This is a genomic window from Streptomyces canus (assembly GCF_030816965.1).
Lineage (GTDB): Bacteria > Actinomycetota > Actinomycetes > Streptomycetales > Streptomycetaceae > Streptomyces > Streptomyces canus_E.
The window spans coordinates 1,560,947-1,578,550 of record NZ_JAUSYQ010000002.1; the positions used below are offsets into that span (position 1 = coordinate 1,560,947).

Sequence of the window (17,604 nt, forward strand, 5' to 3'; positions counted from 1 at the left end):
GGTCCGCGAGCGCCATCCACGAGCGAGGAGAGAGCCTTGTCCACAGCTGCTGCCGAGCACGCTCCCGGTGCCGTTCCGGCCGACGGGTTCGCGGCCCGCGCCCGCGGTCTGACCAAGGCGTACGGCTCGGGCGAGACGGCCGTGCTCGCCCTGGACTCGGTGGACGTGGACATCGCGCGTGGCCGCTTCACCGCGGTCATGGGGCCCTCGGGCTCAGGCAAGTCCACGTTGATGCACTGTCTGGCGGGGCTCGACACCGTGTCGGCCGGTCAGGTGTGGCTCGGCGACACCGAGATCACGGGGCTCAAGGAGCGCGAGCTGACCAGGCTGCGCCGGGACCGGATCGGGTTCATGTTCCAGTCGTTCAACCTGATCCCGACACTGAACGCGGCGGAGAACATCACCCTGCCCATGGACATCGCGGGCAAGAAGCCCGACGAGAAGTGGCTGGACCAGGTCATCGACACCCTGGGGCTGCGGGACCGGCTGGGGCACCGGCCGTCGCAGCTCTCGGGCGGTCAGCAACAGCGCGTCGCCTGTGCCCGCGCGCTCGCCTCCCGGCCCGAGCTGATCTTCGCGGACGAGCCGACCGGCAACCTCGACTCACGGGCGGGACTGGAGGTCCTCGGGTTCCTGCGCGAGGCCGTCGACCAGCTCGGTCAGACGGTCGTCATGGTCACCCACGACCCGGGCGCCGCGGCCCACTCGGACGTAGTGCTGTTCCTGGCGGACGGGCGGGTCGTGGACCGCATGGAGCGGCCCACCGCGGAGGCCGTACTGGAACGCATGAAGCGGTTCGACGTGATCCGGAGTCAGTCCCAGGAGGCACCCGGGGCCGGGGAGGCCTGAAGTCGTGCTGAAGGCTACGCTCCGCAGTTTCCTCGCGCACAAGGGACGGCTGGTGCTCTCCGCGCTGGCCGTGGTGCTGTCCGTGGCGTTCGTCTCGGGCAGCCTGATCTTCTCCGACACGCTGAGCCGCACCTTCGACCGGCTCTTCGCCTCGACCGCACCGGACCTCACGATCAGTCCCAAAGAGGATCTGAGCGAGGCCATCCCGTCCGGGACGACGGCCACCCTGCCCGCCGCGCTCGCGGACCGCGTGTCCCGGATCGAGGGAGTCGCCACCGCGCGCTTCGACGCCCAGGACGACGGGATCACCGTCGCCGACTCCGAGAACGAGTCCGTGGGCTCGACCACCGGCGCCCCCACCATCGGCACCGACTGGAACCCGACCTCGCGCAGCCCCGTGAAACTCACCTCGGGCCACGCCCCGCACGGCCCGTCCGAGGCGTTGCTCGACTCGGAGACCGCCGACCGTAAAAACCTGCACATCGGCGACCCGCTCACCGTGATCGCGGCGCCGGGCTCCTTCAAGGTCCGGATCGTCGGCATCGTCACGTTCACCACCACCAACCCCGGTGCCACGCTGCTGTTCCTCGATCCACCGACCGCGCAGGCCAAGCTGCTCGGTTCCTCGAAGTCCGCCACCAGCATCTCGATCGACGCGGCGGAGGGCGTCGGCAACGACCAGCTCAAGCAGCGCGTGGCCGCCGCGCTCGGGACGGGCACCTACGAGTACCGGACCGCCGACGAGCAGGCGAAGTCGGATGTCGACCAACTGGGCGGATTCCTCGACGTCATCAAGTACGTCATGTTGGGATTCGCCGGGATCGCCGTCCTCGTCGGTGTGTTCCTGATCGTCAACACCTTCTCGATGCTGATCGCCCAACGCACCCGTGAGCTGGGCCTGTTGCGCGCACTGGGTGCCGACCGGCGCCAGGTCCGCCGCTCGGTGCTCACCGAGGCGACCCTGCTCGGACTCGTCGGCTCCACGGTCGGGCTCGGCACGGGTATCGGGCTGGCCGTCGGGCTCATCTCGCTGATGAACGCCTTCGGCATGAACATCCGGACGAGCGAGATGGTCATCGGCTGGGGAACACCCGTGGCGGCGTACGTCGTCGGGGTGGGCGTCACCTTCGTCGCGGCCTATCTCCCGGCCCGGCGCGCGGCCGGCGTCTCCCCCATGGCGGCCCTCGCGGACGCCGAGATCGCCGGGATCGGAAAGCCGCTGCGCATGCGGGCGATCGTGGGCGGGGTCGTCGGCGCGGCGGGCGCGGCCGCGCTGGTGGGCTGTGTCACCGCGTCGAGGACGGCGTCCGCGGCCTCCCTGCTGGGCCTCGGTGTCGTCCTGACGCTCCTCGCCACCGTCATCGCGGGCCCGCTGCTGGTGCGGCCGGTGATCCGGGTACTGGGCGGAGCCTTCCCCGCCCTCTACGGCTCGGTCGGGCGGATGAGCCAGCGCAACGCCCTGCGCAATCCCCGCCGCACCGGCGCCACCGCGGCCGCCCTGATGGTCGGCCTCGCCCTGGTCGGCGGCATGTCCGTGGCCAGCGCCTCGATGTCCAAGTCCTTCGACGATCAGATCGACAAGACGCTGGGCGCCGACTTCGTCGTGCAGAACGGCAACTTCCTGCCGTTCCCGCAGGAGGTCACGGAGGCGGTGCGCAGGACCGAGGGTGCCGGGCTCGTCGTACGGTCGAGGTTCGCACCCGTCGCCGTACGGCTGCCGGACGGCAAGCGCGTCGAGACCACCGCCGCGGGGTACGACCCGCAGCTCGACGAGGTCGCCCACATCACCTACGCGCAGGGCGACACCGCGGCCGCGCTCGCGTCCGGGCACCTGGCCATGGACCTGGACTTCGCGCGCGACCACGACGTCAAGGTCGGCAGCAGGGTCCCGGTCGAGTTCCAGGGCGGCCGCCGGACCGAACTGACCGTGGGCGCCCTCACCGACCAGGACTCCGCGGACGGGTTCGGGACGCAGGGCGGCATCTATTTCGGCCTGTCCACCCTGGAGCGGTTCGCGCCGGGCGGCCGGGACTCCGCGCTGTATGTGAACGCCGCCTCCGGCGCCGGCGCCGACCGGCTGCGCACGGCCCTGGAAAAGACACTCGACCCGTATCCGCAGGTCCAGGTGCGCGACCTCGCCGACTACAAGGACCTGGTCCACGACCAGATCGCCGTCCTGCTCTATCTCGTGTACGCGCTGCTCGGGCTCGCGATCGTCATCGCCGTGCTCGGTGTGGTCAACACCCTCGCCCTGTCGGTCGTGGAGCGCACCCGGGAGATCGGGCTGCTGCGCGCCATCGGGCTCGCCCGGCGTCAGCTACGCCGGATGATCCGGCTGGAGTCGGTGGTGATCGCCGTGTTCGGAGCGGTCCTCGGGCTCGCGCTCGGGCTGGTGTGGGGTGTGTGCACCCAGCAGGTGCTGGCGCTTCAGGGCATGAACGCGCTGGCCATCCCCTGGGGCACCATCGTCGCGGTCGTCGTCGGCTCGGCGGTGGTGGGCATCGTGGCGGCACTGCTGCCGGCCTTGCGTGCATCGCGCATGAACGTACTGGCGGCGATCGCGCACGAGTGATGGAATCGCGGGGCAGACAACTCAAGTCGCAGACCGCTGAGGAGAGTTCATGCCCCGCCCGTTCCGCTTCGCCGTCAACCTGACCGCCGCCGCCACCGACGAGGACTGGCGCACCAAGTGCCGACAGGCCGAGGCACTCGGTTACGACGTGATCCTGGTCCCCGACCATCTCGGCAAGGTCGCGCCCTTCCCCGCGCTGGTCGCGGCGGCGCAGGTCACCGAGCGACCGCGCCTCGGCACGTTCGTCCTCAACGCGGGCTTCTGGAACCCCACGCTGCTCGCCCGCGAGGTCGCCACGGTGGACGCCCTCACCGGCGGCCGCCTCGAACTCGGCCTCGGCACCGGCTATGTGCAGTCCGAGCACGATCAGGCGGGGCTGCCCTTCGGTTCGGCGGGCGAGCGGGTGGACCATCTCCGGCGCACGGTCGAGGAGTTGGAGCGGCTGTTGTCCTCCGAGGACCATGTGCCGCAGCCGGTGCAGCGGCCCCGGGTGCCCCTGCTGATCGGCGGCATAGGCAACCGGATGCTGAAACTGTCCGCCGAGCACGCCGACATCGCGGCCTTCACCGGCGCGACCCTGGTGCCGGGGAACACGACCGGCAAGCTGACCCCGACCACCGCCGAGCAACTCGACGAACGCGTCGGGCGCTATCTGCAACTGGCCGAGGGACGCAAGGAACCGGCCGAACTGAACCTGCTCATCCAGATGGTGGTGGTCACCGACGACCGCGAGGCGGTGGCCACGCCCTTCCTGCACCGGGTGCCGGACCTGACCCTGCAACAGGCGCTGGATCTGCCCATCATGCTGATCGGCACGGTCGAGGAGATCGTCGCTCAGGTGCTGGCCCAGCGCGAGCGGTACGGCTTCACCTATCTGACGGTGCTGGAGGCCTCCATGGAGGCGTTCGCACCGGTGATGGCCCAACTGCGCGGTCGGTAACCGTCCGGATCCTGGAATTTCCCGTCCCGGGCGGGGCCGACGTGATGGGATCGCCGCATGACCGACCTGCGGATACGGGCCGCGACGCCCGACGACCTCGACACCGTGCTGGCCTTCTGGAAGCAGGCCGCCGAGGGGACGAGCATCAGCGACGACCGGGACGGCGTGGAGCGGCTCGTCACCCGGGACCCCGAGGCGCTGATCCTCGCCGAACTCGACGGCGAACTGGTCGGCACGGTGATCGCGGGCTTCGACGGCTGGCGGTGTCATCTGTACCGGCTCGCGGTGCACCCGGAGCGCCGGCGGCGGGGCATCGGGGCGGCGCTGCTCACGGCCGCGGAGGAGCGGTTCGTACGGCTCGGCGGGCGGCGCGGGGACGCGATGGTGCTGGTGCGCAACGAAACGGCACAGCACGCGTGGCGCGCGGCGGGGTATGCGCCCGAGGAACAGTGGGGGCGATGGGTGAAACCCTTCGCAGGGTAGGACGGGCGATCCTGGGGACCCTGTCCGATCATGGGACGGAGGTGACCCGATGACCGAAGTGCTCCTCCTGCTGGTGGCGATCCTGCTCTCGCTGGCCTGCGGTGCCTTCGTGGCGGCGGAGTTCTCGCTGACCACGGTGGAGCGCGGGCAACTGGAGCGGGCGGCGGAGCGCGGCGAGCGGGGGGCGTCCGGCGCCCTGAAGGCCGTACGGCATCTGACCTTCCAGCTGTCCGGGGCGCAACTCGGGATCACCGTCACCAACCTGGTCGTCGGCATGCTCGCCGAACCGTCGATCGCGGCACTGATCGCGGGGCCGCTGGAGTCGCTCGGGGTCTCGCCGTCCACCTCCCGGTCGCTGGCGCTGGTGCTGGGCACCGCGCTGTCGACGGTCTTCCTGATGGTGGTCGGCGAGCTGGTGCCCAAGAACTGGGCGATCTCCTCGCCGTTGGCCATGGCCAAGCGGGTGGGCACCGCGCAGAGCTGGTTCAGCGCGGCCTTCCGCCCCTTCATCACGCACCTCAACAACATGGCCAACCGGGTGGTGCGCCGCTTCGGACTCGAACCCGCCGAGGAGCTGGCCTCGGCGCGCGGGCCGCAGGAGCTGGCCGCGCTGGCCCGGCACTCCGCACGGGCGGGCGCGCTGGAGGCGGACACCGCCGAGCTGTTCGTGCGGACGCTCAATCTCGCCGACCTGACCGCGGAGAACGTGATGACCCCGCGGGTACAGGTGATCGCCCTGGACGTCCAGGCGACCTGCGAGGACGTGGCGAACGCGACGCGCGCGACCGGCCTGTCCCGGTTCCCCGTCTACCGCGGCGGCCTCGACTCGGTCGTCGGCATCGCGCACATCAAGGACGTCCTGGCGGTACCGGCCGAACTCCGGCCCCGCGCCTCGGTCGCCGAGCTGCTGCGCGAGCCGCTGCTGGTGCCCGAGTCGCTCACCGTGGACCGGCTCCTGGACCGGCTGTCCGGCAAGCGCACGATGGCGGTCGTCATCGACGAGTACGGCGGCACGGCGGGCGTGGCCACGCTGGAGGACATCGTCGAGGAGGTCGTCGGCGAGGTACGGGACGAGCACGATCCCCACGAGACGTCCGACCTGGCCCCCGCGGGCACCGACGAGGAGGGCAGGGAGCTCTTCCGGGCCGACGGTTCGGCACGCATGGACCAGCTCGCGCGCGTCGGCCTGCGGGCGCCCGAGGGGCCGTACGAGACGCTGGCCGGGCTGCTGGCGACGGAGCTCGGCCGGATTCCGGCCGTCGGCGACTCGGTGGAGGTCGCCGACTGGCGGCTCGACGTGGTGGACGCCCAGGGCCGCCGGGCCTCGCGGGTACTGCTGCACGCGCCCCTGACCGGGGAGGCGACCGAGTCATGACCGCCGCCCAGTCGCGGGAGGAGGGGGCCCGCGCGATGACCACCGCCCAGTCACCGAAGGGCGCCCGAGCCACGACCACTCCCCGGCCACCCAAGACGCGGGTACTGCCGCACCCGCCCCTGACCGGCGAAGGCAACCGGATCACAACCGCCGCCCCATCACCGGAGGAGGGGGCCCGCGCGATGACCACCGCCCAGTCACCGAAGGGCGCCCGAGCCACGACCACTCCCCGGCCACCCAAGACGCGGGTACTGCCGCACCCGCCCCTGACCGGCGAAGGCAACCGGATCACAACCGCCGCCCCATCACCGGAGGAGGGGGCCCGCGCGATGACCATCGCCCAGTCACCGAAGGGCGCCCGAGCCACGACCGCCCCCCAGTCGCTGGAGGGGGCCCGCGCCACGACCGCCGTCCGGCCGCCCAAGCAGGGGACCCGCACCAGGACCGCCGTCCAGTCACCGCCGCAGGGGCCCCGCACCACGACCGGCCCCCGACGACCCGAAGAGGGAACCCGCACCACGCCCCCCGCCCAGCCACCGCCCGGGGCAACCCGCGCCACTGCCGCCCCCCAGTCGCCCGAGCGGAGGGCCGAGGGATGACCGTCGTCCAGTTGTTGATCGGTCTGGCGACTCTCGTCGTCAACGCGTTCTTCGTGGGCGCCGAGTTCGCGCTGATCTCGGTGCGGCGCAGCCAGATCGAGCCCTACGCCGACCAGGGCGACCGGCGTGCGAAGAGCGTGCTGTGGGGGCTGGAGCACGTCTCCGCGCTGATGGCGGCCGCGCAGCTCGGGATCACGTTGTGCACGCTGGTCCTGGGTGTGGTCGCGGAGCCGGCGATCGCGCATCTGCTGGAGCCGGTGTTCCACGCGGTGGGTGTGCCGAAGGGCGCGGGGCACGCGGTGTCCTTCGTGATCGCGCTGACCGTGGCGACCTATCTGCACATGCTGCTCGGCGAGATGGTCCCGAAGAACATCGCCCTCGCGGAGCCGGTGCGCAGCGCGCTGCTGCTCGGGCCGCCGCTGGTCACGCTGGCGCGCGGGCTGCGCCCGGTGATCTTCGCGATCAACGCCTTCGCGAACGCCCTGCTGAAGCTGCTGCGCGTGGAGACCAGGGACGAGGTCACGGCGACCTTCTCGGACGCCGAGCTGGCCCGGATCGTGCGGGACTCCGGCGAGGCGGGCCTGATCGACGAGCGGGCGCGGGAGCGGCTGCACGACGCGCTGGAACTGGGGCGACGGCCCGTGCGGGACGTGGTGCTGCCACTGGAAAGGGTCGTCTACGCGCGCGTGGGCGTCACACCGGAACAGCTGGAGACGCTCTCGAACGAGTCCGGGTTCTCACGGTTCCCGGTGGTGGACGAGGTGCGGCGGATCGTCGGCTACCTCCACGTCAAGGACGCTCTGGACGCCTCGCCGCGGGATCTGCCGTTCCCGGTGCGGGACATGCGGCCGATCGCGCGGATCCGGGAGAGCACACCGCTGGACGACGTACTGACGGCGATGCGGCGCAGCCGTACCCATCTGGCGGCGGTGCTCGGCGAGGACGGGCGGCTGGCGGGGCTGGTGACGATGGAGGACGTGCTGCGGGAACTGTTCGGACGGCAGGCGTGAGGGAGGTTCGGTCGAGCGGCGGGCGTGAGTTGCCGTTCGGGGCCCCAGGGTGACCGACCGCCGGGTATGTGCAGCGGTTACCATTTCTTCCGCCATGCAGACTCATCCCACTTACTCCAGCCTGGTCGCGGTCGGCGACTCCTTCACCGAGGGCATGTCGGACCTGCTGCCGGACGGCTCCTACCGGGGCTGGGCCGACCTTCTCGCCGGCCGGATGGCCGCCGTGACACCCGGCTTCCGGTACGCCAACCTCGCGGTGCGCGGCAAGCTGATCCAGCAGATCGTCGACGAGCAGGTCGACGTGGCGGCGGCGATGCAGACGGATGTGATCACACTTGTGGGCGGGCTCAACGACACCCTGCGGCCCAAGTGCGACATGGTCCGGGTCCGCGACCTGCTGACGGAGGCCGTGGAGCGGCTGGCCCCGTCCTGCAAGCAACTGGTGCTGATGCGCAGCCCCGGCCGTCAGGGCCCGGTCCTTGAGCGATTCCGGCCCCGCATGGAGGAACTGTTCACGGTCGTCGACGAGCTCGCCGCTCGGCACGGCGCGGTGGTCGTCGACCTGTACGGCGCCCCCTCGCTCTCCGACCCGCGCCTGTGGGACGTGGACCGCCTGCATCTGACGGCCGAGGGCCACCGCCGCGTCGCCGAGGCCGTGTGGCAGACCCTCGGCTACGACCCCGAGGACACGGAGTGGCGTACGCCGATCCCGGCGACGGTCCCACCGAGGTGGGTCGCGCGGCGCGTCGCGGACGCCCGCTTCGCCCGGCAACACCTGCTGCCGTGGATCGGCCGGCGGCTGACGGGGCGGTCGTCGGGTGACGGCCTGCCGCCGAAGCGGCCCGACCTGCGGCCTTACGAGCCCTAGGACGTCGTGCACACGCGCGTGGTCAACGTCAGGGGCGTATCCACGAGTACGACCCCCGCCTCGAACACGCGTCCGCCGACCTCGTCCAGGTCGGCCGCAGCAGGGCCCTGGCCTGCTGGTGCGCGCCCGAACCGTGTCACGCCGATGTGCTGGCGGAGCTCGCGGGTTACCTCTCGTAGGTTCCGACGAACGGGGCCCGGGCGCTGGCCTGCACGAATCGCCAGTAGAATCCGTACACGTGACTTCCGCTCCCGCCAAGCCCCGCATCCCCAACGTCCTCGCCGGACGCTACGCCTCCGCCGAGCTCGCCACGCTCTGGTCACCCGAGCAGAAGGTGAAGCTCGAGCGTCAGCTCTGGCTCGCCGTGCTGCGGGCCCAGAAGGACCTCGGGATCGAGGTGCCCGAGGAGGCGCTCGCCGACTACGAGCGGGTCCTGGACACCGTCGACCTGGCCTCCATCGCCGAGCGCGAGAAGGTCACGCGGCACGACGTGAAGGCGCGGATCGAGGAGTTCAACGACCTCGCCGGGCACGAGCAGGTCCACAAGGGCATGACCTCCCGGGACCTCACGGAGAACGTCGAGCAGCTCCAGATCCGGCTCTCGCTGGAACTGATCCGCGACCGCAGCGTGGCCGTCCTGGCGCGCCTCGGCAAGCTGGCCGGCGAGTACGGCGAGCTGGTCATGGCCGGCCGCTCCCACAACGTGGCCGCGCAGGCCACCACTCTCGGCAAGCGTTTCGCGACCGCGGCGGACGAGCTGCTCGTGGCCTACGGCCGGGTCGAGGAGCTCCTCGCCCGCTACCCGCTGCGCGGCATCAAGGGCCCGGTCGGCACCGCGCAGGACATGCTGGACCTGCTGGGGCGGGGACGCCTCGAAGCTGGCGGATCTGGAACAGCGGATCGCCGGTCACCTGGGCTTCTCGCAGGCGTTCACCTCGGTCGGCCAGGTCTACCCGCGCTCCCTGGACTACGAGGTCGTCACCGCGCTGGTGCAGGTGGCGGCGGCCCCGTCGTCGCTGGCGAAGACGATCCGGCTGATGGCCGGGCACGAGCTGGTGACCGAGGGGTTCAAGCCGGGCCAGGTCGGCTCCTCCGCGATGCCGCACAAGATGAACACCCGGTCCTGCGAGCGCGTCAACGGCCTGATGGTCATCCTGCGCGGCTACGCCTCGATGACCGGCGAGCTGGCGGGCGACCAGTGGAACGAGGGCGACGTGTCCTGCTCGGTGGTGCGCCGCGTCGCGCTGCCGGACGCGTTCTTCGCTCTCGACGGTCTCCTGGAGACCTTCCTGACTGTCCTCGACGAGTTCGGCGCCTTCCCGGCCGTCGTCGCGCGCGAGCTGGACCGCTACCTGCCCTTCCTCGCCACCACCAAGGTGCTGATGGGCGCGGTGCGCGCGGGTGTCGGCCGTGAGGTCGCGCACGAGGCGATCAAGGAGAACGCCGTCGCCTCCGCCCTCGCGATGCGCGAGCAGGGCGCCGAGCGCAACGAACTCCTCGACAAGCTGGCCGCGGACGAGCGCATTCCGCTCGACCGGGCCGGGCTGGACTCGCTGATGGCCGACAAGCTGTCCTTCACGGGCGCCGCGGCCGACCAGGTCGCCGTCGTCGTCGGCCGGATCGAGGAGATCGTCAAGCAGCATCCGGCCGCCGCGGGCTACACACCCGGGGCGATCCTCTGACACTCCTCACGCGATGACGCGCTTCACCCCCGAGGAGTTGGAGGCCGCCCGCGACCGTCTTGTACCGGACGTGGTCGCGGACGGTCTCCGTGTACTGTTCTGCGGCATCAACCCCGGTCTGATGACGGCCGCGACAGGCCATCACTTCGCTCGGCCCGGCAACCGGTTCTGGCCGGTGCTTCATCTGTCCGGCTTCACCCCGAGGCTCCTGAAGCCGTCGGAGCAGCAGGAGTTGCTGTCGTACGGGCTCGGGATCACCAATGTCGTGGCGCGGGCGTCCGCGCGGGCGGACGAGCTGAGCGCCGAGGAGTATCGCGAGGGCGGGCGGCTGCTGGCCGAGAAGGTCGCGCGGCTCAGGCCCCGCTGGCTGGCCGTGGTGGGGGTCACCGCCTATCGCGCGGCCTTCGACGACAGGAAGGCGAAGGTCGGGCCGCAGGGGCGGAGGATCGGGAAGACGCGCGTGTGGGTGCTGCCGAATCCGAGTGGCCTCAACGCGCACTGGACGGCGGCGCCGATGGCCGAGGAGTTCGCCCGGCTCCGGGTGGCGGCGGACGGCTAGCGGGTCAGACCGGGTCGATGTCCGAGGCCACGGCCAGGACGTGGACCTCGTCGGTGGTGTCCCGGTAGCCCACGCCGAGGGCGATCCAGCGGTCCGAGCCCGGGGGTTGCCACAGGTCCAGGTCGTCCGCCACGGAGCTCGTCGTGGCCCAGGGTTCGGGTATCTCCTCGCCCCGCTCGCTGTGCACCCGGAGCGTGCCCATGCCCCAGAGCGGCTGCTGCCTGCCCCAGCGGTCGTCCAACTGCTGCGCTATGTAGCTCTTCAGGGCGTAGAAGTCCGCCACGGTCGCCATGCGGCGCGCCGCGTCACCGGTCCGCGTCCCGTGGCTCACCACTAACGACTCGATGCGGTACCCGGGTCCCGCCCCGTAGGGCACCGGCTCGCCGTCCGCCGCGGTCAGGTCGCGGGCGCACAGCGAGTCGATCGCGGCGAGGTACTTCGCACTGTCCATGTGATCCAGTAAACCGGCCCCCACTGACATTTGGCGGGGCGTCAAGTGACTCGGAGGTCGCCCGCCCCGGCGACGGACCGGTCGTGGGGTCGGACGTCCCGGCCACGAACCCACCGGCGGGCAGGCCCCCCGACCACGAACCGCCGTAGTCGCGCGCCCCGGCCACGGACCAGTCATGGAGCCGGACACCCCGACCACGGACCGGTCGTGGAGTCAGGCACCCCGGCCACGAACCCACCGGCGGGCAGGCCCCCGACCACGAACCGCCGGAGTCGCGCGCCCCGGCCACGGACCAGTCATGGAGCCGGACACCCCGACCACGGACCGGTCGTGGCGTCAGGCACCCCGGCCACGAACCGCCGGCGAGTCGCGCGTCCCGGCCACGGACCACCGTAGGGTCAAGCATCCCGGCCACGGACCCGCCCAGGGGTCAGGCGTCCCGGCGACGCAGGCTCCACGCGCCCGCCGCGACGGCGGCCGCCGTCCACAGCGTGGTCACGCCGAGTCCGGCCCATGGTCCGAGAGTCCGGTCGGGGGTCTCGTACAGGACGGCCTGTCCGGCCCTGTCGGGCAGGAAGTCGGCGACACTTCCCCCAGCCGCGTCTCCGATCACGAACGAGACGACGAGAATGAACGGGATGATCAGGGAGAGCGCGCCCACACCACTGCGCAACAGGGCCGCAACTCCCGCCGCGAACAAGGCCATCAGCGTGAGGTAGACCGCACAGCCGACGACACCGCGCGTCTGCTCTCCCGTGGAGAGGCCGCTCGCCGCGTCCCCGAGCCCGGCCCGTGCCACGACGAGCGCCGCGAACGCGGTGACCAGCCCGACGGCCAGCGTCGGCACGCCGATCGCGAGCAGTTTCGCCGCGAACCACCGCCCCCGCCGCGGCACCGCGGCCAGCGAGAGCCGGAGTCCACCCCCGTGGAACTCCGACGACACCGCCATGGCTCCGAAGGAGATGGCCGCGATCTGGCCCGGCGCGACCCCGGACAGCGCCATGAACAGCGGATCGAATGCGGGGTCCGAGGTCTCGGAGACTCCGGCGATCGCGGAGAACGCGGTGGTCGCCGCGAACAGGGCCGACAGCGCGCCGAGGAGCGAGCGCAGCGTACGGATCTTCAGCCACTCGGAGCGGAGGACCGGGGCGAAGGAGCGGGGGACGGGTGAGGACGACATGTCAGGCCTCCTGCGGCTGTGCGGTGAACTCTGTCTCGGTCGCGGTCAGATCCAGGTAGGCCTGTTCCAAAGTGGCTTCCTGCGTGGCTAGTTCGAGGAGCGGCACGCGCGCGGCGGAGACGATGGCGCCGATCTCGTCCACGCGCGCGTGCTGCACGGCCCAGTGCCCGTCCTCGTGCTCCACGGCGTCGTGACCGTGCCGGGCGAGGGCGCTCTTGAGGGCGGTGGGGTCCGTCGTGCGGATGCGGACGCCGGGCCGCACGCGTGCGTGGATGAACTCCCGCATCGGTGTGTCGGCGAGCAGCCGCCCCCGGCCCAGGACGACGAGGTGGTCGGCGAAGGACGCGGTCTCGTTCATGAGGTGGCTGGAGACCAACACCGTGCGGCCCTCTCCGGCCAGCCGGCGCAGCAACTCGCGGATCCAGATGATGCCTTCGGGGTCGAGGCCGTTCGAGGGCTCGTCGAGCATGACCACGCCGGGGTCGCCGAGCAGCGCGGCCGCGATGCCGAGCCGCTGCCGCATGCCCAGGGAGTACGTCTTCACACGGCGCCTTGCGACCGAGGCCAGCCCCGTCTGCTCCAGCACCTCCTCGACCCGGCGGTCGGGGATGCGGTTGCTCGCCGCCAGCGTGCGCAGGTGGTCGCGGCCGGAGCGGGAGCCGTGCGCGGCCTGGGCGTCGAGCAGGGCGCCCACATGCCGCAGGGGTTCGTCGAGTGTGACGTAGGCGCGGCCGCCGATCGTGGCCGTCCCGGAGGTCGGACGGTCGAGGCCGAGGACGAGCCTCATGGTGGTGGACTTTCCGGCGCCGTTGGGCCCGAGGAAGCCGGTGACACGGCCGGGCAGGACCCTGAAGGTGACGTCGTCCACGGCTCGTCGGGGGCCGAACTCCTTGGTGAGTGCTTGGACTTCGATGCTGGTCATGGCAGCAGCCTGACCGGTGCCGCAGGGGTGGGGCCTCCCCCGCGTGTGGAGATCGTCTCCCCCCTGCGGGGGAGGCTCGTTGTCGGTGGCGGCTGGCACGATGACCAAATGGTCCGCTTGCTGCGCCCGTTCGGTCGGGCGGTGACGTACACACGATGGCTGCATCTGTTCATCGCCGTCGTGTGGCCGGCCATGTGGATCTTCGTCGAGGAAGCCTGGTGGACCTGGCTGGTGGCGGCCGTGACGCTCGCGCCCGCGGGGCTGGTACCCGCGATGCGCACCGTGGAGGGGCTCCAGGCGAGGCTGCTGCTGACGGGGCACCGGCACAACAGCGAGAGCATCGACATCGTCGTCGCGCCGTCGGCGTCCTGGAGCGACCGGGGACGGCTCGTCGTGTGGCTGGAGGCGCGTCTGCTGCTCGGCTACGCGACGGCGATGCTCAGCATGCAACTGCTGATCAGCTCGGTGGACCTGGTGGCGTCGGCCTTCGGCCGTGACATCGACGAGGGCGTGCTGATCCTCCTCGACGGCCACCGGTGGTGGCACGTCCTGCTCGCGCCCCTGTCGCTGGCCGCGCTGGCGGCGACGGTGGTCGGCTCCGGCCGTCTGATCACCGCGCTCGCGCTCCGGCTGCTCGGCCCCTCCCCCGCCGAGCGCCTGGCCGCCATGGAGGAGCGCACCGAGCGGCTCCTGGAGCGCACCCGTATCGCGCGCGAGCTGCACGACTCCATCGGGCACGCCCTGACGGTCGCCGTCGTCCAGGCGGGTGCCGCGCGGACGGCCGGCGATCCGGCCTTCACGGACCGTGCCCTGGACGCCATCGAGGAGACGGGCCGGGCCGCGCTGGAGGACCTGGAGCGTGTCCTCGGCATCCTGCGGGAGTCCGACCGGCCGGTGAGCAGCCGCCCGACGCTGACGGACGCCGACCGGCTCCTGGAGTCCGCGCGCGCGTCCGGCGCCAAGGTGGACGCCGAACTGACCGGGCCGGTGGACACCGTGCCCGGGCCGGTCTCCCGCGAGGGCTACCGGATCCTCCAGGAGTCGCTGACCAATGTGCTGCGGCACGCGGGGGCCGTCCCGGTCCGGATCCGTATCGAGGTCACGGACGAGGCCCTCGCCCTGGAGGTCCGCAATCCGCTGACGGCCGACATACCCGGCCCCGGGCGGGGCAGCGGGCTGCGCGGGATACGCGAGCGGGCGGCCCTGCTCGGCGGCCGCGCGCACACCGGGCCCGACCGGGGTGACTGGCAGGTGCATGCCGAGCTGCCGCTTCGCTGATCTACGCTGACGGGATGCCGGTCACCGTTCTCCTCGTCGACGACGAACCCCTCGTACGCGCCGGTCTGCGGGCGGTGCTCGAGGCGCAGCCCGACATCGAGGTCGTCGGCGAGGCGGCCGACGGGGCGGCGGTGATCCCCCTCGTACGGCAGCTGCGGCCCGACGTGGTCGCCATGGACGTACGGATGCCTCTGCTGGACGGCATCGAGGCCACGCGCGCGGTGCTGCGGACGGTCGAGGAGCCGCCGAAGATCCTCGTGGTGACGACGTTCGAGAACGACGAGTACGTGTACGAGGCGCTGCGGGCCGGTGCCGACGGGTTTCTGCTGAAGCGGGCCCGGCCGGCCGAGATCGTGCACGCGGTGCGGCTGGTCGCCGAGGGTGAGTCACTGCTGTTCCCGGCCTCGGTACGACAGCTGGCCGCCCAGTACGGCGAGGAGGGCGGCAACCGTGCCGCCCGGGCCGCGATGGAGCGGGCCCAGCTGACCGAGCGGGAGGCCGAGGTGCTGCGGCTGATGGCGCGCGGACTGTCCAACGCGGAGATCGCCGCGCGGTTGATCGTCGGCACGGAGACCGTGAAGTCACACGTCAGCGCCGTCCTGGCCAAGCTGGGAGCGCGGGACCGAACGCAGGCAGTGATCGCGGCGTACGAATCGGGGTTCGTCGCGCCGGGGTGAAAAGTGAATCGGCCGGCAGGGCGGCAGGGTGGCGGAGCGACCTGTACCATCCGCCCCACACGCGCACGAGCTGGGAGGACGGACGTTGGGGCGACTGACCGGCGGGGATCCCTCACTCCTGCGAAGAATCAATTCCGCGGTGGTACTGCACGCGCTGCGCGCCACGGACTGCGCGACGCTGACCGAGGTCACCCGGGTGACGGGTCTGTCCCGGCCGACGGTCGAGGGGGTCGTCGAGGGGCTCATCGAGAGCGGCCTGGTGGTCGAGAAGGCGGCGGACGAGAGCGTCGCCCGGCGGCAGGGACGGCCCGCGCGGCGATTCCGGTTCCGGGCCGAGGCCGGGCACCTGCTGGGCCTGGACATCGGGCCCCACCGGGTCGCCGCGCTCCTGTCCGACCTCGACGGCCGGGTGCTCGGCGCCGTCGCCAAGGACGTCGACGAGACGGCGTCCGCCGACGACCGTCTGGAGCGGCTGCGCACCGCGGTCGCCGAACTGCTGCGCCGGGCCGGGGTCGCGCGCGACTCCCTGTGGGCCGTGGGGGTCGCCTCGCCGGGCATCGTGGAGGCGGACGGGACCATACGGCTGTGCGCGGCGCTGCCCGAGTGGACGGGGCTGCGTCTCGGCGAGCGGCTGAGCCGTTCCTTCAAGTGCCCGGTACTGGTGGAGAACGACGCCAACGCGGCCGCGGTCGCCGAGCACTGGAAGGGCTCCGCCACCGAGTCCGACGACGTGGTGTTCGTGCTGGCCGGACTGAGTCCAGGGGCAGGTTCGCTGATCGGCGGGCGGTTGCACCGGGGGTACGGCGGGGCGGCCGGGGAGATCGGCGCGTTGCATCTGCTGGGCCGCGAGGTCACCCCCGAGACGCTGCTGTCCACCACGGACGAGCCTTTGCACCCGCTCGACGAGCAGGCGGTCGCCGCGGTCTTCGCACAGGCCCGTGAGGGCGACCAACGGGCCCGGGCGGCCGTGGACCGGTTCATCCAGCGGCTCGTCCACGACGTGGCGGCGCTCGTCCTGGCCCTCGACCCGGAACTCGTCGTGGTCGGCGGCTGGGCGGCCGGCCTGGACGGCGTACTGGAGCCGCTGCGGCGCGAGTTGGACCGCTACTGTCTGCGGCCGCCGAAGGTCACCCTGTCGCTCCTGGGCGAGGCGGCCGTGGCGACGGGTGCGCTGCGACTGGCTCTCGACCATGTGGAGGAGCAGCTGTTCGCGGTGGAGGGCACGGTCACGGCGCGGCGATGAGCAGACCGGTCCCGCGCTGCGGACCGATGACATACGGCGGTGCCCCGGACCGAGGTCCGGGGCACCGCCGCAGCGCTCAGGAGGCCCGGCGTTCCGGGCCCTCGTGGATCTCCACCGCGCCGGAGTCCCCGAAGGTCAGCCGGCAGGTGTCCGCACGGTAGGTGGCCACCGAGACGGCCGCGGTGCGGCCCCCCGCCAGGTAGCGGGTGGTGACGACGAGGACCGGAGCCCCGGGCAGGCGGTCCAGCTCCTTCGCGTCGTCCGCGCGGGCCGAGCCGAGTTCGACGGCGTTCTCCCGGCTCTCCAGCTCCAGGCGCTGCAGTTCGCGCAGCACGGCACGCGCGCGTGCCGCCCCGGACGGCGTGTCTATGGCGGAGAGCTCCGGCACCGACGCCTCGGGGATGTACAGCAGCTCGGCGGCGACGGGCTGGCCGTGGGTCATCCGGGAGCGGCGCACGGTGTGCACCGGCTGCTCGCGGTCGGTCCCGAGGGCGTCAGCGACGGCCGCGGGCGGCACCGCGGAGGCGCAGTCGACGGCCTGCCAGTCGTCCCCGGCCGCACCGGGCCAGGCGTGCTGCTCGGTACCGACGGCCACGCCCACGCGCGGCGGCGCGACGGTCGTACCGACGCCGCGGCGGCGCTGCAGCCTGCCTTCCAGCTCCAGTTGCTCCAGAGCCTGGCGGAGCGTGGCGCGGGCGACGCCGAAACGGGCGGCGAGATCGCGCTCGTTCGGCAGGATCTCGCCCACGGTGAATTCGGAGTCCAGTGCCTCACTGAGCACCGTCTTGAGATGCCAGTACTTCGGTTCCGGCACCGTTTCGAGCTGCGTGGTCCCCACCCTGTCCTCCGCAATCGCCGTGGTCCGGCGGCGTTTTAGCGCCCTTGTTTATTAAAGGTTGTTGCACTTCTCTGCGAC

At 72.0% G+C, this 17,604-nt stretch carries 17 protein-coding genes and 1 pseudogene; 14 read left to right on the forward strand and 4 right to left on the reverse strand.

From position 1 onward, the window contains the following. Positions 1-36: 36 nt before the first annotated feature. The 11 genes and pseudogenes from QF027_RS08180 to mug all read left to right on the forward strand — a co-directional run bounded on the left by QF027_RS08180 (position 37) and on the right by mug (position 10,937). Entirely contained in the window at positions 37-849 is an 813-nt protein-coding gene (locus QF027_RS08180; protein ID WP_307073695.1) for an ABC transporter ATP-binding protein, read from the forward strand. A gap of 4 nt (positions 850-853) precedes the next feature. Then, complete coding sequence (locus QF027_RS08185) at positions 854-3,421, forward strand: ABC transporter permease (RefSeq protein WP_307073697.1); 2,568 nt, start codon at positions 854-856, stop codon at positions 3,419-3,421. Between the two features lie 49 nt (positions 3,422-3,470). Next, positions 3,471-4,361 carry an LLM class F420-dependent oxidoreductase gene (locus tag QF027_RS08190; RefSeq protein ID WP_307073699.1) on the forward strand — a complete coding sequence of 297 codons (891 nt, stop codon included), beginning with the start codon at positions 3,471-3,473 and terminating at the stop codon, positions 4,359-4,361. A gap of 57 nt (positions 4,362-4,418) precedes the next feature. Further along, the gene (locus tag QF027_RS08195) at positions 4,419-4,844 is read left to right on the forward strand and encodes a GNAT family N-acetyltransferase (RefSeq protein ID WP_307073701.1); all 426 of its coding nucleotides are present in this window, start codon (positions 4,419-4,421) and stop codon (positions 4,842-4,844) included. 49 nt (positions 4,845-4,893) lie between these two features. Continuing rightward, the gene (locus tag QF027_RS08200; protein ID WP_306984689.1) at positions 4,894-6,219 is read left to right on the forward strand and encodes a hemolysin family protein; all 1,326 of its coding nucleotides are present in this window, start codon (positions 4,894-4,896) and stop codon (positions 6,217-6,219) included. Then, positions 6,216-6,818 carry a hypothetical protein gene (locus QF027_RS08205; protein WP_307073703.1) on the forward strand — a complete coding sequence of 201 codons (603 nt, stop codon included), beginning with the start codon at positions 6,216-6,218 and terminating at the stop codon, positions 6,816-6,818. The genes QF027_RS08200 and QF027_RS08205 overlap by 4 nt, the downstream gene beginning before the upstream one ends. Then, positions 6,815-7,828 carry a hemolysin family protein gene (locus QF027_RS08210; RefSeq protein WP_307073705.1) on the forward strand — a complete coding sequence of 338 codons (1,014 nt, stop codon included), beginning with the start codon at positions 6,815-6,817 and terminating at the stop codon, positions 7,826-7,828. Before QF027_RS08205 ends, QF027_RS08210 begins: the two co-directional genes overlap by 4 nt. 94 nt (positions 7,829-7,922) lie before the next feature. Beyond that, on the forward strand, positions 7,923-8,696 hold the full coding sequence (locus QF027_RS08215) for an SGNH/GDSL hydrolase family protein (protein WP_307073707.1): 774 nt from the start codon (positions 7,923-7,925) through the stop codon (positions 8,694-8,696). 38 nt (positions 8,697-8,734) lie between these two features. Further along, complete coding sequence (locus QF027_RS08220) at positions 8,735-8,875, forward strand: DUF4326 domain-containing protein (RefSeq protein ID WP_307082319.1); 141 nt, start codon at positions 8,735-8,737, stop codon at positions 8,873-8,875. Positions 8,876-8,934: 59 nt separating this feature from the next. Beyond that, a pseudogene (gene purB / locus QF027_RS08225) lies at positions 8,935-10,378 on the forward strand (adenylosuccinate lyase). 13 nt (positions 10,379-10,391) lie between these two features. Beyond that, positions 10,392-10,937, forward strand: a complete 546-nt coding sequence (gene mug / locus QF027_RS08230; RefSeq protein ID WP_307073709.1) for a G/U mismatch-specific DNA glycosylase — start codon at positions 10,392-10,394, stop codon at positions 10,935-10,937. A gap of 4 nt (positions 10,938-10,941) precedes the next feature. Here mug and QF027_RS08235 read toward each other — a convergent pair whose 3' ends face one another. From QF027_RS08235 to QF027_RS08245, 3 genes are all read right to left on the reverse strand, one after another. After that, positions 10,942-11,388 (reverse strand): hypothetical protein, encoded by a 447-nt coding sequence (locus tag QF027_RS08235; protein WP_306984680.1) that lies wholly within the window; start codon positions 11,386-11,388, stop codon positions 10,942-10,944. Positions 11,389-11,818: 430 nt separating this feature from the next. Continuing rightward, a complete protein-coding gene (locus QF027_RS08240) occupies positions 11,819-12,568 on the reverse strand; it encodes an ABC transporter permease (RefSeq protein ID WP_307073711.1) in 750 nt (249 codons plus the stop codon). Position 12,569: 1 nt separating this feature from the next. Then, positions 12,570-13,490: an ABC transporter ATP-binding protein gene (locus QF027_RS08245; RefSeq protein ID WP_307073713.1), complete on the reverse strand. Its 921-nt coding sequence runs from the start codon at positions 13,488-13,490 to the stop codon at positions 12,570-12,572. 108 nt (positions 13,491-13,598) lie between these two features. On the opposite strand from QF027_RS08245, the gene QF027_RS08250 reads away from it, so the two are divergent. The 3 genes from QF027_RS08250 to QF027_RS08260 all read left to right on the forward strand — a co-directional run bounded on the left by QF027_RS08250 (position 13,599) and on the right by QF027_RS08260 (position 16,688). Then, positions 13,599-14,768 carry a sensor histidine kinase gene (locus tag QF027_RS08250; RefSeq protein WP_306984675.1) on the forward strand — a complete coding sequence of 390 codons (1,170 nt, stop codon included), beginning with the start codon at positions 13,599-13,601 and terminating at the stop codon, positions 14,766-14,768. Between the two features lie 14 nt (positions 14,769-14,782). Next, complete coding sequence (locus tag QF027_RS08255) at positions 14,783-15,445, forward strand: response regulator (RefSeq protein WP_062046925.1); 663 nt, start codon at positions 14,783-14,785, stop codon at positions 15,443-15,445. Positions 15,446-15,530: 85 nt separating this feature from the next. Beyond that, positions 15,531-16,688, forward strand: a complete 1,158-nt coding sequence (locus QF027_RS08260) for an ROK family transcriptional regulator (protein ID WP_306984669.1) — start codon at positions 15,531-15,533, stop codon at positions 16,686-16,688. A gap of 76 nt (positions 16,689-16,764) precedes the next feature. On the opposite strand, the gene QF027_RS08265 is transcribed toward QF027_RS08260, so the two are convergent. Further along, on the reverse strand, positions 16,765-17,526 hold the full coding sequence (locus tag QF027_RS08265; protein ID WP_306984665.1) for a GntR family transcriptional regulator: 762 nt from the start codon (positions 17,524-17,526) through the stop codon (positions 16,765-16,767). Positions 17,527-17,604: the final 78 nt, after the last annotated feature.

Excerpts from the sequence above, each read along its gene's own strand:
- QF027_RS08190 (WP_307073699.1), top strand. The coding sequence starts at position 3,471 with ATGCCCCGCCCGTTCCGCTTCGCCGTCAACCTGACCGCCGCCGCCACC.
- QF027_RS08195 (WP_307073701.1), top strand. The coding sequence starts at position 4,419 with ATGACCGACCTGCGGATACGGGCCGCGACGCCCGACGACCTCGACACC.
- QF027_RS08200 (WP_306984689.1), top strand. The coding sequence starts at position 4,894 with ATGACCGAAGTGCTCCTCCTGCTGGTGGCGATCCTGCTCTCGCTGGCC.
- QF027_RS08205 (WP_307073703.1), top strand. The coding sequence starts at position 6,216 with ATGACCGCCGCCCAGTCGCGGGAGGAGGGGGCCCGCGCGATGACCACC.
- QF027_RS08210 (WP_307073705.1), top strand. The coding sequence starts at position 6,815 with ATGACCGTCGTCCAGTTGTTGATCGGTCTGGCGACTCTCGTCGTCAAC.
- QF027_RS08215 (WP_307073707.1), top strand. The coding sequence starts at position 7,923 with ATGCAGACTCATCCCACTTACTCCAGCCTGGTCGCGGTCGGCGACTCC.
- mug (WP_307073709.1), top strand. The coding sequence starts at position 10,392 with ATGACGCGCTTCACCCCCGAGGAGTTGGAGGCCGCCCGCGACCGTCTT.
- QF027_RS08235 (WP_306984680.1), bottom strand. The coding sequence starts at position 11,388 with ATGGACAGTGCGAAGTACCTCGCCGCGATCGACTCGCTGTGCGCCCGC.
- QF027_RS08240 (WP_307073711.1), bottom strand. The coding sequence starts at position 12,568 with ATGTCGTCCTCACCCGTCCCCCGCTCCTTCGCCCCGGTCCTCCGCTCC.
- QF027_RS08245 (WP_307073713.1), bottom strand. The coding sequence starts at position 13,490 with ATGACCAGCATCGAAGTCCAAGCACTCACCAAGGAGTTCGGCCCCCGA.
- QF027_RS08250 (WP_306984675.1), top strand. The coding sequence starts at position 13,599 with ATGGTCCGCTTGCTGCGCCCGTTCGGTCGGGCGGTGACGTACACACGA.
- QF027_RS08255 (WP_062046925.1), top strand. The coding sequence starts at position 14,783 with ATGCCGGTCACCGTTCTCCTCGTCGACGACGAACCCCTCGTACGCGCC.